This is a genomic window from Rhizobium sp. NPDC090279 (assembly GCF_044769665.1).
Taxonomy (GTDB): domain Bacteria; phylum Pseudomonadota; class Alphaproteobacteria; order Rhizobiales; family Rhizobiaceae; genus Rhizobium.
The window spans coordinates 248,912-269,427 of the sequence record NZ_JBIVYI010000010.1 but is presented as its reverse complement, the minus strand read 5'-3'; the positions used below and the strand labels follow the sequence as shown (position 1 = coordinate 269,427).

At 61.2% G+C, this 20,516-nt stretch carries 17 protein-coding genes and 1 tRNA gene; 13 read left to right on the top strand and 5 right to left on the bottom strand.

Translation table 11 applies throughout. The features are described 5' to 3' along the window. Positions 1 to 5 precede the first annotated feature (5 nt). The 4 genes from ACIQWP_RS25185 to ACIQWP_RS25170 all read left to right on the top strand — a co-directional run bounded on the left by ACIQWP_RS25185 (position 6) and on the right by ACIQWP_RS25170 (position 4,201). Positions 6 to 1,094: a polyamine ABC transporter substrate-binding protein gene (locus ACIQWP_RS25185; RefSeq protein WP_402793503.1), complete on the top strand. Its 1,089-nt coding sequence runs from the start codon at positions 6 to 8 to the stop codon at positions 1,092 to 1,094. Positions 1,095 to 1,325: 231 nt separating this feature from the next. Beyond that, positions 1,326 to 2,468 (top strand): ABC transporter ATP-binding protein, encoded by a 1,143-nt coding sequence (locus ACIQWP_RS25180; RefSeq protein WP_402793459.1) that lies wholly within the window; start codon positions 1,326 to 1,328, stop codon positions 2,466 to 2,468. Between the two features lie 2 nt (positions 2,469 to 2,470). After that, the gene (locus tag ACIQWP_RS25175; RefSeq protein ID WP_402793457.1) at positions 2,471 to 3,382 is read left to right on the top strand and encodes an ABC transporter permease subunit; all 912 of its coding nucleotides are present in this window, start codon (positions 2,471 to 2,473) and stop codon (positions 3,380 to 3,382) included. A 3-nt stretch (positions 3,383 to 3,385) separates the two neighbouring features. Beyond that, complete coding sequence (locus ACIQWP_RS25170; protein WP_402793455.1) at positions 3,386 to 4,201, top strand: ABC transporter permease subunit; 816 nt, start codon at positions 3,386 to 3,388, stop codon at positions 4,199 to 4,201. A gap of 30 nt (positions 4,202 to 4,231) precedes the next feature. Here ACIQWP_RS25170 and ACIQWP_RS25165 read toward each other — a convergent pair whose 3' ends face one another. After that, positions 4,232 to 6,127 (bottom strand): AsmA-like C-terminal region-containing protein, encoded by a 1,896-nt coding sequence (locus ACIQWP_RS25165; RefSeq protein WP_402793453.1) that lies wholly within the window; start codon positions 6,125 to 6,127, stop codon positions 4,232 to 4,234. 166 nt (positions 6,128 to 6,293) lie between these two features. Here ACIQWP_RS25165 and ACIQWP_RS25160 point away from each other — a divergent pair, with 166 nt between their 5' ends. From ACIQWP_RS25160 to ACIQWP_RS25150, 3 genes are all read left to right on the top strand, one after another. Then, positions 6,294 to 8,258, top strand: a complete 1,965-nt coding sequence (locus ACIQWP_RS25160; RefSeq protein WP_402793451.1) for an acetoacetate--CoA ligase — start codon at positions 6,294 to 6,296, stop codon at positions 8,256 to 8,258. A 343-nt stretch (positions 8,259 to 8,601) separates the two neighbouring features. Beyond that, complete coding sequence (locus tag ACIQWP_RS25155) at positions 8,602 to 10,524, top strand: DEAD/DEAH box helicase (protein ID WP_402793502.1); 1,923 nt, start codon at positions 8,602 to 8,604, stop codon at positions 10,522 to 10,524. Positions 10,525 to 10,705: 181 nt separating this feature from the next. Then, complete coding sequence (locus tag ACIQWP_RS25150) at positions 10,706 to 11,638, top strand: GNAT family N-acetyltransferase (protein ID WP_402793450.1); 933 nt, start codon at positions 10,706 to 10,708, stop codon at positions 11,636 to 11,638. Between the two features lie 65 nt (positions 11,639 to 11,703). Here ACIQWP_RS25150 and ACIQWP_RS25145 read toward each other — a convergent pair whose 3' ends face one another. Together ACIQWP_RS25145 and ACIQWP_RS25140 are read right to left on the bottom strand one after the other, a co-directional pair. After that, complete coding sequence (locus tag ACIQWP_RS25145; RefSeq protein WP_402793448.1) at positions 11,704 to 12,060, bottom strand: hypothetical protein; 357 nt, start codon at positions 12,058 to 12,060, stop codon at positions 11,704 to 11,706. Positions 12,061 to 12,158: 98 nt separating this feature from the next. Further along, positions 12,159 to 13,055 (bottom strand): DMT family transporter, encoded by an 897-nt coding sequence (locus tag ACIQWP_RS25140; RefSeq protein ID WP_402793446.1) that lies wholly within the window; start codon positions 13,053 to 13,055, stop codon positions 12,159 to 12,161. A 174-nt stretch (positions 13,056 to 13,229) separates the two neighbouring features. Here ACIQWP_RS25140 and ACIQWP_RS25135 point away from each other — a divergent pair, with 174 nt between their 5' ends. The 3 genes from ACIQWP_RS25135 to ACIQWP_RS25125 all read left to right on the top strand — a co-directional run bounded on the left by ACIQWP_RS25135 (position 13,230) and on the right by ACIQWP_RS25125 (position 15,297). Then, complete coding sequence (locus ACIQWP_RS25135; RefSeq protein WP_402793444.1) at positions 13,230 to 14,120, top strand: LysR family transcriptional regulator; 891 nt, start codon at positions 13,230 to 13,232, stop codon at positions 14,118 to 14,120. 163 nt (positions 14,121 to 14,283) lie between these two features. After that, positions 14,284 to 14,808 (top strand): GNAT family N-acetyltransferase, encoded by a 525-nt coding sequence (locus ACIQWP_RS25130; protein WP_402793442.1) that lies wholly within the window; start codon positions 14,284 to 14,286, stop codon positions 14,806 to 14,808. A 90-nt stretch (positions 14,809 to 14,898) separates the two neighbouring features. Further along, complete coding sequence (locus ACIQWP_RS25125; protein ID WP_402793441.1) at positions 14,899 to 15,297, top strand: GFA family protein; 399 nt, start codon at positions 14,899 to 14,901, stop codon at positions 15,295 to 15,297. An 18-nt stretch (positions 15,298 to 15,315) separates the two neighbouring features. Here the strand turns inward: ACIQWP_RS25125 and ACIQWP_RS25120 are convergent, their stop codons facing one another. Further along, positions 15,316 to 18,951 carry an ATP-binding protein gene (locus ACIQWP_RS25120; protein WP_402793439.1) on the bottom strand — a complete coding sequence of 1,212 codons (3,636 nt, stop codon included), beginning with the start codon at positions 18,949 to 18,951 and terminating at the stop codon, positions 15,316 to 15,318. A 222-nt stretch (positions 18,952 to 19,173) separates the two neighbouring features. On the opposite strand from ACIQWP_RS25120, the gene ACIQWP_RS25115 reads away from it, so the two are divergent. Beyond that, positions 19,174 to 19,620 carry a phasin gene (locus ACIQWP_RS25115; RefSeq protein WP_402793437.1) on the top strand — a complete coding sequence of 149 codons (447 nt, stop codon included), beginning with the start codon at positions 19,174 to 19,176 and terminating at the stop codon, positions 19,618 to 19,620. 221 nt (positions 19,621 to 19,841) lie between these two features. Further along, a tRNA-His gene (locus ACIQWP_RS25110) sits at positions 19,842 to 19,918 on the top strand. Positions 19,919 to 19,970: 52 nt separating this feature from the next. On the opposite strand, the gene ACIQWP_RS25105 is transcribed toward ACIQWP_RS25110, so the two are convergent. Continuing rightward, positions 19,971 to 20,117, bottom strand: coding sequence for a hypothetical protein (locus ACIQWP_RS25105; protein ID WP_402793435.1), 147 nt, complete (start codon positions 20,115 to 20,117; stop codon positions 19,971 to 19,973). 187 nt (positions 20,118 to 20,304) lie between these two features. On the opposite strand from ACIQWP_RS25105, the gene ACIQWP_RS25100 reads away from it, so the two are divergent. Continuing rightward, positions 20,305 to 20,514 (top strand): hypothetical protein, encoded by a 210-nt coding sequence (locus tag ACIQWP_RS25100; RefSeq protein WP_402793433.1) that lies wholly within the window; start codon positions 20,305 to 20,307, stop codon positions 20,512 to 20,514. Positions 20,515 to 20,516: the final 2 nt, after the last annotated feature.

Genomic DNA, 20,516 nt, shown 5'->3' with positions numbered 1-20,516 from the left:
AGTCCATGTTCGCACGGCTTGCAGCAACGGCTTTCGCGGTCGTTTCGCTGGCGACGGTCGCTCAGGCAGAAGACAAGGTCGTCAATATCTACAACTGGTCGGATTACATCGATAATTCGATCCTGGCGGATTTCACCAAGGAAACCGGCATCAAGGTCGTCTACGATACCTTCGATCAGAACGAAACCCTGGAAACGAAGCTGCTTGCGGGTAAGACCGGCTATGATGTCGTCGTCCCGACGGCCTATTTCCTGCAACGCCAGATCAAGGCCGGCGTCTTCCAGAAACTCGACAAGTCCAAACTGCCGAACATCTCCAACATGTGGGATACGGTGCAGCAGCGCATCGCCACCTACGATCCCGGCAACCAGTACGCCATCGACTATATGTGGGGCACCAGCGGCGTCGGCTACAATGTCGACAAGGTGAAGCAGATCCTCGGCACCGACGCGGCGCCTGATATCAACGTGATCTTCGATCCCGCGCTGGCGGCCAAGTTCAAGGATTGCGGCATCTACGTGCTGGATTCGCCAACCGACGTCATTCCGGCGGCGCTGCGCTACCTGGGTCTCGATCCCAATTCGACCAAGCAGGAAGACTTCAAGAAGGCCGAGGATCTCCTGACCTCGATCCGGCCCTTCGTGCGCAAGTTCCACTCCTCCGAATACATCAACGCGCTGGCCAACGGCGATATCTGCATCGCCTTCGGCTATTCCGGCGACGTGCTGCAGGCCCGCAATCGTGCCGCGGAAGCCAAGAACGGCGTGAACATCGGCTATTCGATCCCCTCGAAGGGCGCGCAGATGTGGTTCGACGTCATGGCGATCCCGGCCGATGCGCCGCATGTCGAGGAAGCGCATATCTTCCTCAATTACATCATGAGGCCTGAGGTCATCGCCAAGGCAAGCGATTTCGTCGCTTACGCCAATGGCAACAAAGCGTCGCAGCAGTTCGTGAGCAAGGACGTGCTTGATGATCCGGCCGTCTATCCGACCGATGCGGTCCGCGAGAAGCTGTTCACCCTGACCCCATGGGACGCGAAAACGCAGCGCGTGGCAACGCGGCTGTGGACAAAGGTCACCACTGGCCAATAATTCCAAGCGGCCCGGACGGCAACGTCCGGGCCTTTCCTTAAGAGCATGGCGTAAGAACGAAGAGCGTGCCGGGAGGGGGAAGAGCCGGCGCTAAAGCATTTCCAGGAAAAGTGCGCAGCGGTTTTCCAGCCAGAATGCGGAAAGAAATGAAAGATGGAGCGTTTCCGCGATTCGTAGAAAAGCGGAACTACTCCAGGAAAGCCCGCGTGAGCGGCCATTTGGGGATAGATGATGAAGTCACTCGGTAATATCCGACGTTCCTTTGCTCCTTGGACCGATCCTTCGGCCAAGCCTTACATTTCCTTCAAGAACGTGACGAAGAAGTTCGGTGATTTCACCGCCGTCGACGACCTCTCCCTGGATATATACAACCGAGAATTCTTCGCCCTTCTGGGCGCCTCCGGCTGCGGCAAGTCCACGCTTCTGCGCATGCTTGCGGGTTTCGAGCAGCCGACGACGGGCGAGATCGTGCTCGACGGCCAGGATCTGGCCGGCACGCCGCCCTATCGCCGCCCGGTCAACATGATGTTCCAGTCTTACGCGCTGTTCCCGCATATGTCGGTGGAAAAGAACATCGCCTTCGGCCTGCGCCAGGACGGCATGCCGAAAGCCGAGATCGCCGATCGCGTCACGCAGATGCTGAAGCTCGTCAAGCTGGAGCAGTTCGCCAGGCGCAAGCCCAATCAGCTCTCCGGCGGCCAGCGCCAGCGCGTGGCGCTCGCCCGCTCGATTGCCAAGCGGCCGAAAGTGCTGCTGCTCGATGAACCCCTCGGCGCGCTCGACAAGAAGCTGCGCGAGGAGACCCAGTTCGAGCTGATGGATCTGCAGCAGAACCTGGGGCTGACCTTCGTCGTCGTCACCCACGATCAGGAAGAGGCGATGACCATGGCCGATCGCATCGCGGTCATGAGCCATGGCAAGGTGGTGCAGGTGGCAACGCCGGCCGAAATCTACGAGGCGCCCAATTGCCGCTTCGTCGCCGACTTCATCGGCGATGTGAATATCCTCGACGGCAACGTCACCTCGGCGCAATCGGGCATCGTCGAGATATCGGTCGATTCCGGCTTCACGGTGCGCTCGGCTTCCGGCGATACGCCGTCGGCTGGAAGCCGCGCCAGCCTCGCGATCCGTCCGGAGAAGCTCAGGGTAACGCCGCGCCCGCCGGCCAATGCCTCGGTCAACGCCGCCGAAGGCGAGATCTGGGACATCGCCTATCTCGGCGACATGACCGTCTTCCACGTGAAGCTGAAGAGCGGGCAGGTGGTCAAGGCATCGTCGCTGAACGCAGTGCGCGCCGTCGAAGAGCCTTTCGCCTATGACCAGGATGTCTGGGTCTCCTTCGACGAAAATGCCGGCGTCTTGCTGAAGGATTGACCATGAGAGCGCTCGGTTCCCTCATCTATCAGCGCCTCGTCATCATTGTCCCCTACACGTGGTTGCTGCTCTTCTTTCTCGCGCCTTTCCTCATTGTCTTCCGCATCTCGCTGTCGACGAAGGCGCTGTCGGTGCCGCCCTATGACCCGTCCTTTGCCTGGAGCGACAGCTTCGGCGACTGGTGGGACAAGCTGCAGACCATGTCGTTCGACAATTATACATGGCTCGCCGGCGACCCGCTCTACATGAACGCCTATATCGAGAGCCTGCAGATCGCCGGCATCTCGACGCTTCTGACCCTGATCATCGCCTATCCCATCGCCTATGGCATGGCGCAGGCGCCGCGCACCATCCGGCCGACGTTGCTGATGCTGGTCATCCTGCCCTTCTGGACGAGCTTCCTGATCCGCGTCTATTCCTGGATGTCGATCCTCAGCACGACCGGTTTGCTGAATCAGCTGCTGATGGGTCTCGGCATCATCCACCAGCCGCTTGTGATCCTGAACACCAATACCGCCGTCTATATCGGCATGGTCTATTCCTATCTGCCGTTCATGCTGCTGCCGCTCTATTCCGCGTTGGAAAAGATGGATGGCACCTTGATCGAGGCGGCGCAGGATCTCGGCTGTACGCCGATCGGCGCCTTCTGGCGCGTGACCTTTCCGCTCTCCATCCCCGGCGTCGTCGCCGGCTGCATGCTGGTCTTCATTCCGGCGGTCGGCGAATTCGTCATCCCCGACCTGCTCGGCGGTTCGGAAACGCTGATGATCGGCAAGGTGCTCTGGACGGAATTCTACAGCAATACGGACTGGCCGCTGGCCTCGGCGGTGGCGACCATCCTGCTTCTGGTGCTGGTGGTCCCCATCGTCTTCTTCCAGCACTTCCAGGCCAAGGCCGACGAGAAGGGGAGATAACAAATGATCCGCTGGTCCCGCTTCAACATCGTCTCGGTCACGCTCGGCCTCGCCTTCCTCTATCTGCCGATCCTGCTGCTGGTCATCTATTCCTTCAACAGCTCGCGCCTGGTCACCGTCTGGGGTGGGTTCTCGACGCAGTGGTATGTGCATCTCTTCAGCAACGACACGATGCTGAGCGCCGCATGGCTGACGGTGCGCATCGCTCTTCTGTCGGCGACGATTGCAACGGTGCTCGGCACCTTCGCGGCGATCACTTTGGTCCGCTACACGCGCTTCCGCGGCCGTATCCTGTTCTCGGGGATGATCTACGCGCCGCTGGTCATGCCTGACGTCATCACCGGCCTGTCGCTGCTGTTGCTCTTCGTCACCTCGGGCGTCGATCGCGGCTTCTGGACGATCGTCATGGCGCATACGACATTGACCATGTGCTTCGTCGCCGTCGTGGTGCAGTCCCGCCTCTTGACCTTTGACCGCTCGATCGAGGAGGCGGCGCTGGATCTCGGCGCGCCGCCGGTTCGCACCTTCTTCGAGGTGACGCTCCCGATCATCGCGCCGGCCGTATTTTCGGGCTGGGTGCTGGCGCTGACGCTGTCGCTCGACGATCTGGTCATCGCGACCTTCGCGTCCGGCGCCGGGGCCAAGACGCTGCCGATGTTGATCTACAGCCAGGTCAAGCTCGGCGTTACGCCGGAGATCAACGCCATCTGCACCATCCTGATCGGCGTCGTCGCCGTCGGCGTCATCTGCGCGTCCATCGTGACGAAGCGTCGCGAGGTCCAGCGGCAGAGGGACGAGCAGACCGCAGCCGCGGCTTGAGGCCGCCAAGGGCTGGCGCTCCAGAAGGAATTACTGCTGCTGTGTCGGCTTCTGCAGAAGCGTTGCGACCGGCGAAACGACCGGGTTCGGCCAGCTGCCGCCGATGAAGAAGGGCAGCATCGGCAGTTCGTCCGCGTCGGTCGGCGATGTCGCCTCGATTGCGCCCGACAGCGCCAGACCGTTGGTGCGGAAAGGGACGACGCCGTTAAACGTGATCGTCTCGTTGCGGCCGGTAATCGCGGCATTCTTGACCTCGGCCGATCCTTTCGCAAAGCTTGCATCGACATTGATGCTGTCGAAATCGAAAGATGAATCGGCGATATCGCTCATCCGGAAGAAGGTTTGCTGAGCGGCGAGCGTCCGAAAGGTGGAGATGTCGAATTGGCGGAACGAACCCGCCGCCGAGGTGAAATGCAGCGTGCCGGCAACGTCGCCGAGGTTTGCAACCCAGATCGGCTTGGAGGTGCTGAGCGCGAGATCAAGCGACGCCGATGAGGGCATCGGCAGCGGACCTATCAGCTTCAGGCGCGTGAAGAGGCCGCCGAAATCGGCATTTCGGATTGATATCTGCAACTTGCCGCCGCCGTCGAAATCCCCTGGAGCGACCTCCAGATGCGCCGTCAAGGAACCGCTCTCGAAGCCGCTGTCTCCGATGTCGAACTTGGCCTTGCCGCCCGCCACTAGCAGGCTGGCGCCGATATTTTCGAATTGGAAGGGACCGAGAGCCGCCTTGTTCGATGAAAGGCGCATATCGAGATCGAGACGTTGCAACGGATTGCCGTTCAGCAGCGCATCGATGGCGGTTTCGGCCGCAAGACGCATGGAGAAGGCGGCCAGGAACGGATTGAGGTTCATCTGGTCGAAAGCAAGCGTACCGGAAATCTTCGGTTTGCCCGCTTTCGTATAGTTCAGGTCCATGATGCCGGAGGCTGTGGAATCATTGATCTTGAAGCTGAGATTGTTGAAGCGCAGGCCGTTGTCGACTGCTGCGATGTTGGCGCTGAGCGAAATATTCTTGAGGGCGTCGGCTGCCGGCAGGCGCTGGCCGCTCCAGGCGAGGAAGGAAGGCACGTTCGGAACGCTGAGATCCAGATTGCCCGAAAGCGCCGAAAAGTCCGATATGCTGGTGATGCCGGTATAGGTCCAGCTGATTAGCGGCGAGACGAAGCTGGTCGTCGTATCCACATTCTTGCCGGCGAAGAAAAGCAAGGGCTGCGCCGAATCGAAATTCAGCTTGACGTCCTGGCCGTTGAAGCGGGCAAGGATGACGGCGCTCAACGACTGTGAAAGCCGCGGCCAGGCGATGTCGGCATTGACGGCGTTGAGCTTGTAGACGTTACCGCTGCGCTCGTCGGTCATCTCGATGCTGCCATCCTCGATGGTCAGCATGCCGATGGCGGCATCCTGTTCCTTGCTCATCCGGATGCCTTGACCGGAAGAGGCCTCCGCCTGCTCGATCGCCTTGGAAAGACGGCCTTCGTTCGTCCAGTCGATCAGGCCGTTCTCGTCGCGGCGGATATAGAGGATCGGGCGCAGGAAATGGAATTCGTGAAAATGCGCGTGCCCGCGGATCGCCGACCAAAGAGAGAAATCCGCCGAGAGGCTGTCGACATGGCCGAGAACCTTGCCATTCTTGGTCGGTTCGCGGATCGTGACCTGGTTGAGCGTCACGCGCGGCGTCGGCCAGAATTCAAGCGTCGGGTCGCCTTCGATCTGGGCGCGATACCCCGTCCATTCCGAGAGTGCCTTCTCGATGCCGGAGCGCACCAGCCCGCTTGAAATCAGGAAAGGCGCGGTCGCTCTGAAGACAGCGAACACGATGAGGATCGTGAGAAGAATGATGCCGGTCGTGCGAGCGACGGCAGGCAGCCAGCGCGAGGCCGATCGCATCGTCAACCGCCACTTGTTGTTTTTCGAAGCTCTCATGATCCCGCGGAGACTCTTGAACTGATAGGGATAATCTGCCTGAGTTTGCCGGATATAGGAAATGTTTGTCGGATGCAAACACCACGCACTGGCAATACCCACAACACCGTGATTTTATAATGCGCTGCAGCATCGCTATATAGAGCGAAAGGCGGGGGAGAGAAATATGCAGGATCAGCAGCCGCTCTGGGCACCATCGGAAGAATTTCGCCGCCAGAGCCCGATGTTTGCCTTCGCGCAGGAGTGCAATCGGCGTTTCGGCCTGTCGCTGTCCGATTTTGCCGGCCTCCATGCCTGGTCGATTGCCGACCGGGAAAACTTTTGGACCGCGGTCTGGGATTTCTGCGGCGTGAAGGGCAAGCGCGGTGAGCGGGCGCTGATCAATGGCGACCTCATGCTGGAAACCCGCTTTTTTCCCGACGCCGAGCTGAATTTCGCCGAAAACCTGCTGTCGCGGAGCGGCGAGGGCGATGCGCTGGTATTCTGGGGCGAGGACAAGGTGCGCGATCGCTGGTCATGGGACCGGCTGGCCGCGATGGTATCGCGCCTGCAACAGGCCTTTCGCGCCGAGGGCATCGGCAAGGGCGACCGTGTGGCGGCGATGATGCCGAACATGCCGGAAACCGTTGCTTTTATGCTGGCGGCGGCGTCGATCGGCGCGATCTGGTCCTCCTGTTCCCCGGATTTCGGCGAGCAGGGCGTCATGGATCGCTTCGGCCAGATCGAGCCGAAGCTCTTCATCGCCTGTAGCGGCTATTGGTATGGCGGCAAACTGCAGGACGTGACCGCGAAGGTCAGCGCCATCGCGCAGCGTCTGAAGGCGCCTGCTGTCATCGTGCCCTATGCCGGCAATGCCGAGGCTGTCGTGGCGGCGACGCCGGGCGCGAGAACCCTTGATGATCTGGTTGCGCCCTTCGAGGCAAAGCCGGTCGAGTTTGAGCCGGTATCCTTCTCCCATCCGCTGTTCATCCTGTTTTCCTCCGGAACCACGGGCGTTCCGAAGTGCATCGTGCATTCCACCGGCGGCGCGCTGCTGCAGCTCATCAAGGAGCATCGCCTGCATTGCGGCGTCGTGCCGGGCGAAAAGGTCTTCTATTTCACCACCTGCGGCTGGATGATGTGGAACTGGCTGGTGACGGGCCTTGCCGCCGGGGCGACGCTTTGCCTCTATGACGGTTCGCCTTTTGCCCCCGACGGCAACATCCTCTTCGATTATGCGCAGGAAGAGAAATTCGCGTTGTTCGGCACCTCGGCCAAATATATCGACGCCGTCCACAAGAGCGGCCTCATGCCGAAGACCTCGCATGATCTTTCGAGCCTGCGGCTGATGACCTCCACCGGCTCGCCGCTGTCGCCCGAGGGCTTCACCTTTGTCTATGAAGGCATCAAGGGCGACGTTCAGCTCGCCTCCATTTCCGGCGGCACCGATATTGTTTCCTGCTTCGTGCTCGGCAATCCGCTGCAGCCGGTCTGGCGCGGCGAGATCCAGGGGCCGGGGCTCGGCCTTGCCGTCGATGTCTGGAACGACGAAGGCAAGTCGGTGCGTGGCGAAAAGGGCGAGCTCGTCTGCACCAAGGCCTTTCCGTCCATGCCGGTCATGTTCTGGAACGATCCGGAACGCGCCAAGTATCGCGCCGCCTATTTCGAACGCTTCGACAATATCTGGTGCCATGGCGATTTCGCCGAATGGACCGAGCATGGCGGTCTCGTCATCCACGGCCGCTCGGATGCGACGCTTAATCCCGGCGGCGTGCGCATCGGTACGGCCGAGATCTACAATCAGGTCGAGCAGATCCCCGAAGTTCTGGAGGCGCTCTGCATTGGCCAGGATTGGGACGATGACGTCCGCGTCGTGCTCTTCGTCCGCCTCGCGGCCGGCGTCTCCCTGACCGAGGATCTGGTGAAGGCGATGAAGACCCGCATCCGCACCGGCGCCTCGCCGCGTCACGTGCCGGCCAAGATCATCGCGGTTGCCGATATTCCCCGTACGAAATCCGGCAAGATCGTCGAGCTTGCGGTGCGCGACGTGGTTCATGGCCGGATGGTAAAGAACAAGGAGGCGCTCGCCAACCCGGAGGCGCTGGATCTCTTTGCCGGGCTGGAGGAACTCAAAAGTGAAGACGGGCCTTAAAACTGAGGGGCAAACGATGACCCCCGTTTGGTAACCCCGCGTTAAGACAGCTTGGTCAAAGGTAAAGGCCAACTTGAGACCGTTCGCATGAGCTGGAGCGGATTGGAGCTGCCCTTGGCTCCCGAGACATGAAGTTCACCGACTCGAGCTTGTTTTCGACAGCATAAACTTCAAAGGCAGCGCGATTCGCTGCCTTTTTTTCGTTTCGCCGCGCGCGAAGATGCGTCTGCTCTGTACATTGGCGCTTTGAGCAAGTATGTGCACGCCTGAAGAAGAGGCTCGCGACGTGCGAGCCACGATGATCGCCGCCTTTTGGCGTGCGAAGAATTCCGAAAGACAGATGATGACGGATTTCGAAGGCATCGCTCCTGCGATTGCCCAGGCTTTGGCGAAGCGTGGTTATGAAACGCTGACGCCGGTGCAGAAGGCCATGCTCGATCCGGGCCTGGCCGGCAAGGATGCGCTTGTCTCGGCCCAGACCGGCTCGGGCAAGACGGTTGCCTTCGGCTTGGCACTGGCGCCCGGCCTGCTTGACGGTTCGGAACGTTTCGGACCCGCCGGAGCGCCGCTGGCGCTGGCGATCGCGCCGACCCGCGAGCTGGCGCTGCAGGTCCAGCGCGAGCTGGAATGGCTCTACGGCCTGACGGGGGCGACCATTGCCTCCTGCGTCGGCGGCATGGACATGCGCACCGAACGGCGGACGCTGGAACGTGGCGCTCACATCGTCGTCGGCACGCCCGGCCGCCTCTGCGATCACATCCGCCGCAACTCGCTCGACATTTCCGAACTGCGCGCCGTCGTGCTCGACGAGGCCGACGAGATGCTCGATCTCGGTTTCCGCGAGGATTTGGAATTCATTCTGGAAGCCGCGCCGTCCGAGCGCCGCACCCTGATGTTTTCCGCGACGGTGCCGCGCTCCATCGCCAAGCTTGCCGAAAACTACCAGCGCGACGCCGTTCGCATCGCCACCGCCTCCGAAGCCAAACAGCATGTCGATATCGATTATCGCGCGCTGACCGTGGTTCCGAGCGACCGGGAAAACGCCATCATCAACGTGCTGCGCTATTATGAAGCGCGCAACGCCATAGTCTTCTGCTCGACGCGCGCCGCCGTCAATCATCTGACGGCGCGGTTCAACAATCGCGGCTTTGCGGTCGTCGCTCTCTCAGGCGAACTCAGCCAGAACGAGCGCACGCACGCCCTTCAGGCCATGCGCGATGGCCGCGCCCGCGTCTGCATCGCAACCGATGTCGCCGCTCGCGGTATCGACCTGCCGGGTCTGGAACTGGTCATTCATGCTGACCTTCCAACCAATCCGGACACACTGCTGCATCGCAGCGGCCGCACCGGCCGCGCCGGCAACAAGGGCGTGAGTGCGTTGATCGTGCCGCTCAGCGCTCGTCGCCGCACCGAGCGCCTGCTGGAGGCCGCCCGCATCCGCGCCACCTGGGCAAAGCCGCCGTCGGCCGACGAGGTAAGCCAGCGTGACGACGAGCGTCTTCTCGCCGATCCGGTCTTCACTGCTGCGCCCGCCGAGGACGAACAGTCGATCGTCCAGCAACTGCTGGAACGCCATGGTGGCGAGCAGGTTGCGGCCGCATTCCTGCGGCAATACCGCGCTGGCCATTCCGCGCCCGAGGAATTGCAGGACGTGCCCGCCGAAGGCGAGCGCAGAAAGCCTCGCCGCGACGATTTCCCGGTCACGCCGCGCGATGAGGGCTCGTCTGGGGGACGCAACGATTTTACCGACGGCGTCTGGGTTTCGCTTTCCGTCGGCCGCAAGCAGAATGCCGAGCCGCGCTGGCTGATCCCCATGCTCTGCCGCAACGGCAACCTCACCAAGCGCGATATCGGCGCCATCAAGATGCAGCCCGAGGAAACCTTCGTCGAGCTTGCGCCTGAGGGGGCGGAGCGCTTCCTCTCGGCCATCGGCCCGGACAAGACCCTCGAGCGCGGCATTCGCGTCAAGCAGCTTGCCGGCATGCCGGATTTCCAGGCCAAGCGCGAAGGCGGCTTCGCCAAGAAGAAGCCTTTCGCCGACAAGGGCGCGCGTTCGAACGATGCCCCAAAGCCGAAGTGGAAGGCCGATCGCAAGCCGGAACGGGCGCATACGGGCGAGGGCGGCGTCTCGGAACGGTCCGACAAGAAGCCCTGGGCAAAAAAGCCCGGCAAGCCAAGCTTCGCCAAGAATGACGGCGGCCCACCGAAAGGCGGCCAGCCGAATTCGAGGGCCGCACGCAAGGCTGCGAAGACGAGGGGCGAGTGATCCATGGCAGCCGCGCTGAAATCAGTGCGGCACGTCCACTGGCGTTGTCGCTATCTTGCTTCAACGACCACACCGCAGGCAGCGAATGAGCCGGACAGGCGGCAGACGTTGAGAAAATGTCTGCTGCTAAAACTCGGCTGGGAAGATAGAAATCGGCGACTTTTGGAGTGCGTTTCACTTGATGCCGGATCTGCTGATACGTAGCCTTCGACCTGGCGATACCGACGCCATTGTCAACCTTTACGACGCAGCGTCCGCGCGAGATACGAATATCGGGCCGATTACGGCGGCCCAATGGACAGACTTCGTGCAGCGCCCTCACAATCAAGGCGGGCAGGATTTCCGGGTTGCCGTCCAAGACAATCAGCTCATCGGCCTGGCAGAGTCCTCCTTGCGCGATCAAGACGGCCGTCAGGTCCGCTTTTTCAAGCTGGTGATTGACCCTTCGAGGCGTCGGCAAGGTGTGGGAACGGCTCTCCTGAAGGAACTCCTGGCGCTGAATGCCCCCGACAGCGCTGTCTCGTTTCAGACATTGGCCGCGAGCGATTGGCCCGACGGCCTCGCTTTTCTGGAAAGGCTTGGCTTTCTGCATATCGAGTCCGAGATCACCATGCGGTGCTCGTCATTGTCGGCGCAGGCTCCTGCCTTATCCGATGGAATTGTCGTTGAGCGGAGCGCAACGCCATTGTATCTCGCGACTGACGTCGCTCGTCTCCACAATGCCGCCTTCGCCTCGGACGTCGCATTTCGAAGCTACAGCGTCGCCGAGATGGAGCAGATTCTGGCGGAAAAGGGCCAAGTGCTTTGGGTCGTCAGGGACCGCTACCGCATCCTGGGTTATTGTCGAATGGAATGCGAACCGGGGCTGATCTGGCTTGAGCAGATTGCCATTGATCCGAACCATCAGAGCCGGGGTCTCGGGATGGCGCTCGCCTATGGGGCATTGCAAGCTGCCGGGGTTGATCGTGGTCGCCCTGCCGGCCTCAATGTTTCCAGTGTTAACGGCACGGCTCGATCAATGTATCAGAAACTTGGCTTCGCGATCCGCCGGGAGGTTCGTCGATACAGCTTATCGCAGTTGGATCTGATAGGGCGCATGGCGATAGCCCGATGACTTGAAGGCCGACGGCGCTCTTGCAAGGCTGCTCACTCGCGCGGAGAACAGCCCCGACCGCTTTGCTATGACGTGAAGCTGAGATCAACGGCCGGTTCATCGCCTCTGTTGGTCCAATAATGCTGGGATATGTTCCGACCATTTTCGAGGATGCTGGCGGCGATATCGGGATTGCCGCCCATAAATGTCTCGGGGTCTGCTCCGCACAACAGAAGGAAGAGCTTCTGATGTGCGACGGCGGCAAAATAGTCGTATGTCGGCGGCGTCTCCTGCGATCCGATGGATCGTAAGTCCTCGGTTGCTTGCCTGCTGGCGTCTTCGATCGCCTTATAGATCGTCGTCAACATGGCCCGTTCGGCCCGGTCCTGAATGCTCAGATATTGTTTCTCGGCCGGTGTCGGAACGGGACAGCTGTCGCTCACGATATGCATCTCCTGCGTGAATTCGCAGTACGCCAATGCCCCGAAATTGTGTCCGCTTTGGGTCGCCGGGAAGGGCCATCGCAAGCAGCTTCGCTGCCTCACCTGCGCGATGTCAGCCATACCCCCACCAGCGTCACCGCCAGCCCCGCGAACATCGCCGTTGTCAGCGGTTCGGAAAACAGGGCCCAGGCCCAAAGCATGGTCACGGGCGGGCTGAGATAGATGGCCGCGCTGACCTGCGCCACCGGGAAGAGGCGCAGGCTGGTGTAATAGACCGAATAGGCGACAAAGGTTGCAATCAGCACCAGCCATATGACGCCGATTGCAAAACCGCGGGTCATCGGCGGCGCAAGATTCCCCTGCATCGTCGCGCAGATGCCGAACAGCACCGAGGCCGTCAGGGTATGGATGCAAAGGCTTTGATGGATGGGCATATGGCCGGTCCGGCGGCGCTTGTGCAGCACCGATGCGAAGGCAAAGACGAGCATGGAGCCGACGGTCAACCCATAGGCCCAAAAGGGTGCTGCGCCGAAACTGAGGCTGTCCAGCGACACGATCAGCACGCCTGTCACGGCGATTGCTGTTCCCAGCCATTGGCGGCCGCTCAGCCGTTCCCCAAGGACCGGCTGAGAGAGAGCCGCGATCGCCAGCGGCAGCAGATCGGAGATCAGCGCCACCAGCCCGGTCGGCACCCGTTGTTCGATCGCGAGCGCAAAGCCACCGAGATAGAGGAAGACCGACATAACGCCGAACAGCATCTGTTCGGCTACCGCACGCAATCGCATCCGCGGGCCGATCGCCAGGGCAAAAGGCATCAGGATCAAACCCGACAGAAGCGTGCGCCAGAACAGGACCAGCATGACGCTGGCCTCCTGGCTGGCGTAGCGAATGCCGATGAAGCCGGAACTCCAGCTGACGATCAGCAGCGCGGCCATCAAGGGCCAAAGGAAACGGCGTTCGTTCGGCGCGGGCCGGGATAGGCTTTGGTCTGTCATCAGCTTCTCGATCGAATGTCCCTCACGGCTCAGCCATAGGCGAGAATCGGCTCGATGACGCATGACAAATATCGATCACGGCATGACATTTCAGTCTCGATGCTCATGATTATTTGCCAATTGATGGCAAGCCATGCATTCTCTCTGCTGGATTATCATCTGGGCTGAATCGCCATGACCGAATTGACAAGCCGACGTTTGGAAATCGATGCCCTGCGCGCGCTATGGGCGATCCGCCATCACGGCGGCATCACCCGCGCGGCGGAAGCGCTCGGCCTGTCGCAATCCGCCGTCAGCCACAAGATCAAGCGGCTTGAAACGAGCCTCGATTGCGATCTCTTGAGCCGCAAGCCCGGAGTGCCGACGTTCACCGCGGCGGGCGAGGATCTGCTCGACTATGCCGGGCGCATCCTCGGCCTGCACGACGAAGCGTTGCTGAGCCTGTCGAAGACATCGCTTGCCGGCCGCGTCGCCCTTGGCCTGACCGAGGATACGACCTGCACCGACCTTGCCCGCATCCTAGGGCGTTTCCGCCGCCTGCACCCGAACGTCTCCGTACGCACCAAGGTTCGCATGAGCCTGGTGCTGCGGGGAATGCTGGAGCGGGGAGAGCTTGACGCCGCCATCATCCAGGTTTTCGCCCATGAAGTCCGCCCGACCGATGTCGTCCTCTTTTGCGAACACTTGCATTGGGTCAAGCATCCGGACCTGTCCCTGCCGCCGGACGAGCCGGTTCCGTTCCTCTCCTTCGACGATGAATGCTTCTATCGTCGTTGGGCGCTCGACATCGGTCAGGATGGCGTTGTCGTCCTTGAAACCGTATTCGAATGCACCAGCTCGGCGGGCATTGTCGCGGCGGTCAGCGCCGGCTTGGGCGTAGCGCTTCTGAACGGTCGTCACCTGCAGCCCGACATGGAGATCATCACCCAGGACCTGCCGGCGCCACCTGCCTTGGCCTATGTGGTACGCCGTGGCCGCAAGGTAAGAAATCCTGCGCTCGATACGCTTGTCGGAGAGATCGAGAGCGAAATCAGCCGCTATGGCGGCTTGGCTTTGGCAAGTTGAGGCTTGTCCAAGGTCAGGCTAGGGGTCGATGTCGTCGAGATCAGATACAAAACAACGCACTCGTTTGTTGTAACCAAAGGGTGCGCACCACACGGAAACCCATTGCCTCCTTGGTCAAATTTCCTATCCTGCCGCCAGCTTCGCCATCGGCTTGACCATGCTCATGGATATAGAATTGCAGGTAGAAACTCCGCGACTGCTGCTCCGCCCCTCAAGGCTCTCCGATGCCCCCGCTCTGTTCGAGTTTCTTGGCGACAGGGATGCCATGAGGCACACTCACGCAGATGAGACGCTGGCGAGTTGTCGCCGTAGAATTGCTGTTCATGAGTGGCGGCGTCGACGCGATGGATACGCGCCTTGGACTGCAATCAGGAAGGTCGACGGAAGAGCTATTGGTTGGGGCGGTCTCTATGATGATCCGTTTGAACCCGGTTGGGGTTGCGAGGTTGGATACTTCTTTCACCCGGACGCCTGGGGATGCGGATATGCGTCGGAATTGGTCTCCGCCGCTATGAATTTGGCGGATGAGGAGTTGAAGCTTCCTGAAGTCCGGGCTTTTGTACATCCTGACAATGGCGGTTCACGGAAAATCCTGGAGACCGCGGGTTTCAAAGTCATCCGCTTCATTCCTGAAATGAATCGCTTCTTCTTTTCCAGACCTCGACGCCAAGATGGTGTGATTGGCTAGAGGCTACTCGTATTTCCTCGGAATTTGCAGACATTGCACGACTGGCGCAGAATGTTTTTCGACCAGATAGCCGGATGGAGTGGCTTACCCATGCTGATCGGTTCATGCCATTGCGGCAAATCAGGCTGGACGCTCGAAGGTGATCCGGGCTCGATCACGGCCTGTAACTGCACGCTCTGCCGGCGCTATGGCGCCCTATGGGCCTATGACTACGAGGGAGAACGGATTTCCGTGACCGGACCGACGGCCTCCTATGCCCGCACGGAAAAGCAGCCTTCCCTCGAAATATTGTTCTGCCCATCCTGCGCCAACGTCTTGAGCTGGCGTGGCCTGCGGCTTCAAAGGGATGGCCGCCGACGCATCGCCGTGAACCTGCGTCTTGCGCCGCCGGATCTCGTCGCCGACCTGCCGATCGATCATTTCGACGGCCTGGACACATTCGAAGACCTTCCGTCCAAGGGGCGGTGCGTACGCGATCTCTGGTTCTAAAAATAAGCTAGCGCTTTCTCAGTTCGCCAGCACCCTCGGCGAGGGAAAGGTGATCTCGACCAGCGTCCCCTCGTTCGGGGCCGAGTTGATCGAGAAAGTCGCCCTGTTGGCATCGACCATCGCCTTGGTCAGCGGCAGGCCGAGGCCGGTGCCGTCGCCGCGCTTGCGGGAGTTTGTCGATACCTGCCGGAAGGGCTTCATCGCCTGTTCGAGTTCCGAGCGCGTCATGCCGACACCCGTATCCCTGATGCGCATCACCACGCTGCCGTTGCCCTCATAGGCTGTGGACACGACGATCTGGCCGCCCGATGGCGTGAAGCGGATGGCGTTCGAGAGGATGTTGAGCGCGATCTGCTTGATCGAACGCAGGTCGGCCACGACATTCGGCACCGCTTGCGACAGCGCCGTGCGAATGATGACGCGCTGGCTGTTGGCCTGCGGCTGCACCAGCGACACCGCTTCGGTGATCGCTTCGTTGAGGCCGACGGAGGCGAAATCCAGGTCCATCTCGCCGGCTTCGATCTTCGAAATGTCGAGGAGATCGTTGACGATGTCGAGTACGTGCCGGCCGGAGCGGCCGATATCGGTCGCATATTCGACGTAGCGCGAATGGCCGATCGGCCCGAAGCGTTCGCCGGCCATCATGTCGGAAAAGCCTATGATAGCGTTGAGCGGCGTGCGGATTTCGTGGCTGACGCGGGCCAGGAAGTCCGTCTTGTGGGCATTGGCGGTTTCGGCGGCGCGCTTGGCGTTGCGCAGCTCTTCCTCGGTCCGCTTCCATTGCGTGATGTCGCGGATGACGGCGCAGTAGCCGTTCGAGGAGTTGAGGCGACCCATGGTCATGAAGAGCGGCACGAAGCCGCCGGATGCCTCGCGACCGATCACTTCGCGGCCGTCGTTGAGGACGCTGGCGACGCCATGGCCCGAAAGGCCGCCGAGATAATCGAGCACCGCCTTCTGGCTCTCATGCGCAAACAGCATGACGAAGGGTTTGCCGCGCGTTTCCTGGTCGTCATAGTTGAAGAGGGCGCTCGCGGAGCGGTTCATCGAGCGGATCTCGCCATCCTGGCCGATAATGATGACGCCATCCGTCGCCGTCTCCAGCGTCGAGCGCAGCTCCTCGATCTCGACCTGCAGTTTGGCGACCTTTTCGAGGATGCGCTCCGGTCGCGCTTCCTCGGGGACTGGCTGCGGCGGCGGTGCCGGCGGTTCGCTCCGTTCCACCGGCATCAGCGCCAGCATCAAGGCCGTGCCGTCTTCCCAGCGGATCGACTGCAGCCGTGCCGTGACGGGCACCAGCGCATCGTCGGCGCGCACGACCATCATCGTGCCGGGCTGCTCGGTCTTGCCTTCGAGATCGTTGCGCTGCAGCAGCGCATCCAGACCGCCGACCTGTTCTAGCTCGTCTAGGCTGTCATAGCCGGTCAGCCGCAGGAATTCCGGATTGCCATGGATCAGGCGATCGCCGGCATGGACGAGAATGGCGAGCGGCAGCTGATCGACGATATCGGACGACAGACCAGTGCGCATTTTCACGCGCGGCGGAATGGCGTTGTTCAGAACATCGAGCGGATCGAAATCCTCTTCCGGCTCGGCCGACGCCGGCGAAGCTTCGTCACCTGTTTTCGCGCTGTCGCCATCCGTGGTCTCGACGAGCTTCACGACCGGCGCGGATGCTTTTTCTTCCGCGTTTGGTACTGCCCCCTGCTGATCGTCGGAATGGTCGCTTCCGTCGGTCGTCTCGGAGAGGATCTCGTCGGCCGCATTCGGCAGCGGAGGGGTGTCGCCACCGTCTTCGTGCTGCTCGTCGTGGGGCTGCTCCGCAGGCGGTTCGGTGCGCTTGCCGAAGGGCTCGAGCTGGCGGGCGATCTCACGGAAAGCGGCCTGTTCGCTGAGCGAAAGCGCAGCCTGCGTCAATGTCCGGCGCTCGTGCAAACGGACGACCTTGTCCGATTCGCGACGGTTCGGCGTCTCGGAAATCCGCAGGGCAGGGGGTTCGTAATGGACGGCCGGGCCAACTTCTGCGATATCGTGGGCGGGGCTTTCGATCTCTTCTGCCGCCGGCGAGGTTTCAGCCTCGGCAATGGGCTGCTGCTCGTTCGATGCGGCTTCCGCCTGCGGGGCCGGCTCGGCAACGGCTATGGTTTCATCGGCCGCTTGCGTGCCGAGAGCCATGCCGCGCCTCATCGGGTCCTCGATGGCATCCGCCAGACGGACGACGCCGAAGCCCCTAAAACCGTCGAATTCACGGCTGCGCGTATAGGTCGGCAAGGCGGCAAGATCGACCGGCACGGTCAGGCTCGTGCCCTCCACCGGCCAGTAGATCGTGCGGCCGGACCATGTATCGCGCCGCGCCAGCAGTTCCGCGATCTTGCCGTCCGGATCAAGGTTGAAGCGGCGGGCGACATCGGCAAAGGCAGTGCCGGCAATCTGGGCGGCGTGCGGTCCCACGGCATCGGCGAACTCGCGGGAAACTTCGCTGAAATGGCCGGCGGCATCGATCTTCCAGACAAAGCGGGTGGCACGCCCGTTGCGCTTGAAAATGAAGCCGTCCGCGGCCGTGCTTTCAGTATCTGTGTGATTTTCCAGCGGCGGCGGCTCCGCTCCCGTCGTCGTCTCCAAGACGGTATTTTGTTCATCGCCTGTCGCAGCTTCCGGCTGATGCTCGTTGGCGCGAGGCTCCGTCTCAGTCGTTGCCTCGGCAGCGCTATCCGCATCGGCCACCGCTTCCGTCGCCGCTTCGCTTGAGTTTCCGGCGGCCGGGGCCACCTCCTGCTGCTCGTCGGCCTGATATTCCGGTGTCTCGTCCAGCTCCTCGATGCCGGCCACGGCATCGATCACGTCGCCGAAGGGTGCGGTCGGGGTGGCTTTCGGTTCCTCGTCCGCGGCGGCGGCTTCCAGTTCCTTGCGAGCTTCTTCGGCCTGCGGCTCCACGGCTGCAGCCGGGCGCGCCGCCTCGGCAAGACTTCCCGTCGGGTCGAGATGGCCGAGCACTGTCTCCACGACGAACAGCAGATGCAGGGCGGGAATTTCGGAGAGCTTGCCGATGGCGGCAGGCAGATAGCCGTGGCCGGTCGAGATCGGCCGCTTGATCAGCCGGTCCGGCTGCGCGCCCGCCATGGTCGTCAGCATCCGCGCCGTCTGCGGCGTTACGCCGAGCGTTCCGAAACCGGCAGAGGCGGTAACGATTTCGCCGTCGCGACCGATGACGGCGATGTGGGTATCGGGATCATCGAACCCGTCGATCATGCGCCTTGCGCATTCGGCCGATGCGAGCGGCTTTGACGAAACGGGCGAAGAAAACAGCACGGCCTCTTCGCCGGCCTGAATGCGGATGAGCTCGACGGCCGCATTGACGACGGCTCGCTGGAAGCCCGAGGCCATGCGGATCAGGAATGTGCGCTGGTCGCCGACCGCGCCGAGACCGCGCGCCGTCGCCTCGATCTGGCGGAACGAGACGTCGCCGGATTTCGGCCCCTGCTCGACAAAATCGTAAATGACGTCATAGCCGAAAAGATTGGCGCCGGCGCCGTTGGCCCAGAGCACGCGATCCATGCCGGTCGAGAACATGACCATGGCTTCACCGCGCGCGAAACGCTCCCGAACGCGCGGATGCACGGCAATGTCAATGAACGGATATTGAATTGCGGGCATTTTCCAACCTGTTTTGCGGGCGTGACCGCCTCTCTCGATTTAACGGTTTATTAATAACGGCGCCCGGCTTTTCGGTCCAGCGAAGGGCCCATCTTTCGGCCGAAAAGGTTAACGCGTTGTGCGGCGCACAAATATGTTGCATTGCACAATATTTTATATTATATAGGCCTCACACAGGTTCACGACGGGCGCCTCAGAGAGGGCCCTTTTAGGAGCGTAATCATGGCTACTGTAAAGAAAGACGACGTTTTTTCAACGGCTGCATTCGATCCGTCCAAGTTCTCCGAATCCTTCCGCGACTTCGCGGAAAAGGGCGCGACCCAGTCCAAGGAAGCCTTTGCCAAGCTGAAGGCTGCGACCGAAGAAGCCGGCAAGACGGTTGAAGCAACCGTGCAGACCGCACAGGCTGGCTCTGTCGAAATCGGCCTCAAGGCCATCGACGTTCTGCGCACCAATGCCGAAAGCTCGCTGGCTCACATGGAAGCCCTGCTTCGCGTCAAGTCGGTTGCCGAACTCTTCGAACTTCAGACCGCTTTTATCCGCAAGCAGGCCGAAGTCACCGTCGAGCAGGCCAAGTCCATTCAGGACACCACGAAGAAGGTGGCCGAAAAGCTGGCAAAGCCTGCCAAGGACGCCGCTGAAAAGGCAATGTCCTCCTTCAAGGCCTAATCTACTTCCGATAAGCCTCCCAAGGCACGAACGTCCCGTTCCCAGGTGAAAACCTGGGGCGGGACTTTTCATTTCGGCTGCCCGATGGGTTTTGCCTCGACGAATGTCGGCGCATCATCGCTTGGATATCTTCGAAGCTTTTTCATATTGCGGGGAGATAGGACTTGAAATAATTTTAAAGTCCTCGTATGTCACCCCCGTTCGCGGCGACGCGAGCATGTGCGGTTGTAGCTCAGTTGGTTAGAGCGCAGGTTTGTGGCACCTGAGGTCGGAGGTTCGAGACCCCCCAACCGTACCATTCCCTCCCCGATAGATCCATTGCAAGACGCCTGCGCCTCTGGCCTCGGGGCCTATTTCTTGTCTTCAGGCTTCTTCGACACATGGCCCGGCGAGATCGGGTCGCTCGCCGGGAAAGTCTCTTCCAGCGCTTCTTCCAGATAGTCGTCCTGTTCCTTGTGCTCTTTTTCGCTTGGTTTTTCCTGCTTCTTGTCGCTCATGGTCCTGGCTCCCTGATCTCTCCTGAAATACTAGGCTTCGGCCGGCCTTTGTCCAGCAGCAACGGGCCGAACGGGTAGGCGTGGGGGCGAATATGGCCGCGTCTGCGTCGTGTGATGAAATTATCTTGGAACCGTCCGTATCGCTCATCGTTGTGTTCCTATCGGCAACGAGACGAAAGGAGCTGGCATGTCTTTACCGAACGAGCCGGTCCCCGACACGCCACCAATGCCCGATCCCGGCTGGATACCGAGGCCGCCGGTCGAAGAGCCGGAGCCGGACAGGCTGCCGGATGAAATTCCCGTCCCCAATCCCGACGAGAACGAGGAGCCGCCCAAGCACGCCGAGGCCGCAGCACTGCCGCATCCCCCATGCTGGTGGAGCTGCCTGATGCCATGACG

What these genes read in the sequence shown, in the direction of transcription:
- ACIQWP_RS25150 (WP_402793450.1), top strand. Translation starts at nt 10,706, where the DNA reads ATGCCGGATCTGCTGATACGTAGCCTTCGACCTGGCGATACCGACGCC.
- ACIQWP_RS25120 (WP_402793439.1), bottom strand. Translation starts at nt 18,951, where the DNA reads ATGCCCGCAATTCAATATCCGTTCATTGACATTGCCGTGCATCCGCGC.
- ACIQWP_RS25130 (WP_402793442.1), top strand. Translation starts at nt 14,284, where the DNA reads ATGGATATAGAATTGCAGGTAGAAACTCCGCGACTGCTGCTCCGCCCC.
- ACIQWP_RS25170 (WP_402793455.1), top strand. Translation starts at nt 3,386, where the DNA reads ATGATCCGCTGGTCCCGCTTCAACATCGTCTCGGTCACGCTCGGCCTC.
- ACIQWP_RS25160 (WP_402793451.1), top strand. Translation starts at nt 6,294, where the DNA reads ATGCAGGATCAGCAGCCGCTCTGGGCACCATCGGAAGAATTTCGCCGC.
- ACIQWP_RS25115 (WP_402793437.1), top strand. Translation starts at nt 19,174, where the DNA reads ATGGCTACTGTAAAGAAAGACGACGTTTTTTCAACGGCTGCATTCGAT.
- ACIQWP_RS25140 (WP_402793446.1), bottom strand. Translation starts at nt 13,055, where the DNA reads ATGACAGACCAAAGCCTATCCCGGCCCGCGCCGAACGAACGCCGTTTC.
- ACIQWP_RS25175 (WP_402793457.1), top strand. Translation starts at nt 2,471, where the DNA reads ATGAGAGCGCTCGGTTCCCTCATCTATCAGCGCCTCGTCATCATTGTC.
- ACIQWP_RS25135 (WP_402793444.1), top strand. Translation starts at nt 13,230, where the DNA reads ATGACCGAATTGACAAGCCGACGTTTGGAAATCGATGCCCTGCGCGCG.
- ACIQWP_RS25125 (WP_402793441.1), top strand. Translation starts at nt 14,899, where the DNA reads ATGCTGATCGGTTCATGCCATTGCGGCAAATCAGGCTGGACGCTCGAA.
- ACIQWP_RS25165 (WP_402793453.1), bottom strand. Translation starts at nt 6,127, where the DNA reads ATGAGAGCTTCGAAAAACAACAAGTGGCGGTTGACGATGCGATCGGCC.
- ACIQWP_RS25105 (WP_402793435.1), bottom strand. Translation starts at nt 20,117, where the DNA reads ATGAGCGACAAGAAGCAGGAAAAACCAAGCGAAAAAGAGCACAAGGAA.
- ACIQWP_RS25185 (WP_402793503.1), top strand. Translation starts at nt 6, where the DNA reads ATGTTCGCACGGCTTGCAGCAACGGCTTTCGCGGTCGTTTCGCTGGCG.
- ACIQWP_RS25180 (WP_402793459.1), top strand. Translation starts at nt 1,326, where the DNA reads ATGAAGTCACTCGGTAATATCCGACGTTCCTTTGCTCCTTGGACCGAT.
- ACIQWP_RS25155 (WP_402793502.1), top strand. Translation starts at nt 8,602, where the DNA reads ATGACGGATTTCGAAGGCATCGCTCCTGCGATTGCCCAGGCTTTGGCG.
- ACIQWP_RS25100 (WP_402793433.1), top strand. Translation starts at nt 20,305, where the DNA reads ATGTCTTTACCGAACGAGCCGGTCCCCGACACGCCACCAATGCCCGAT.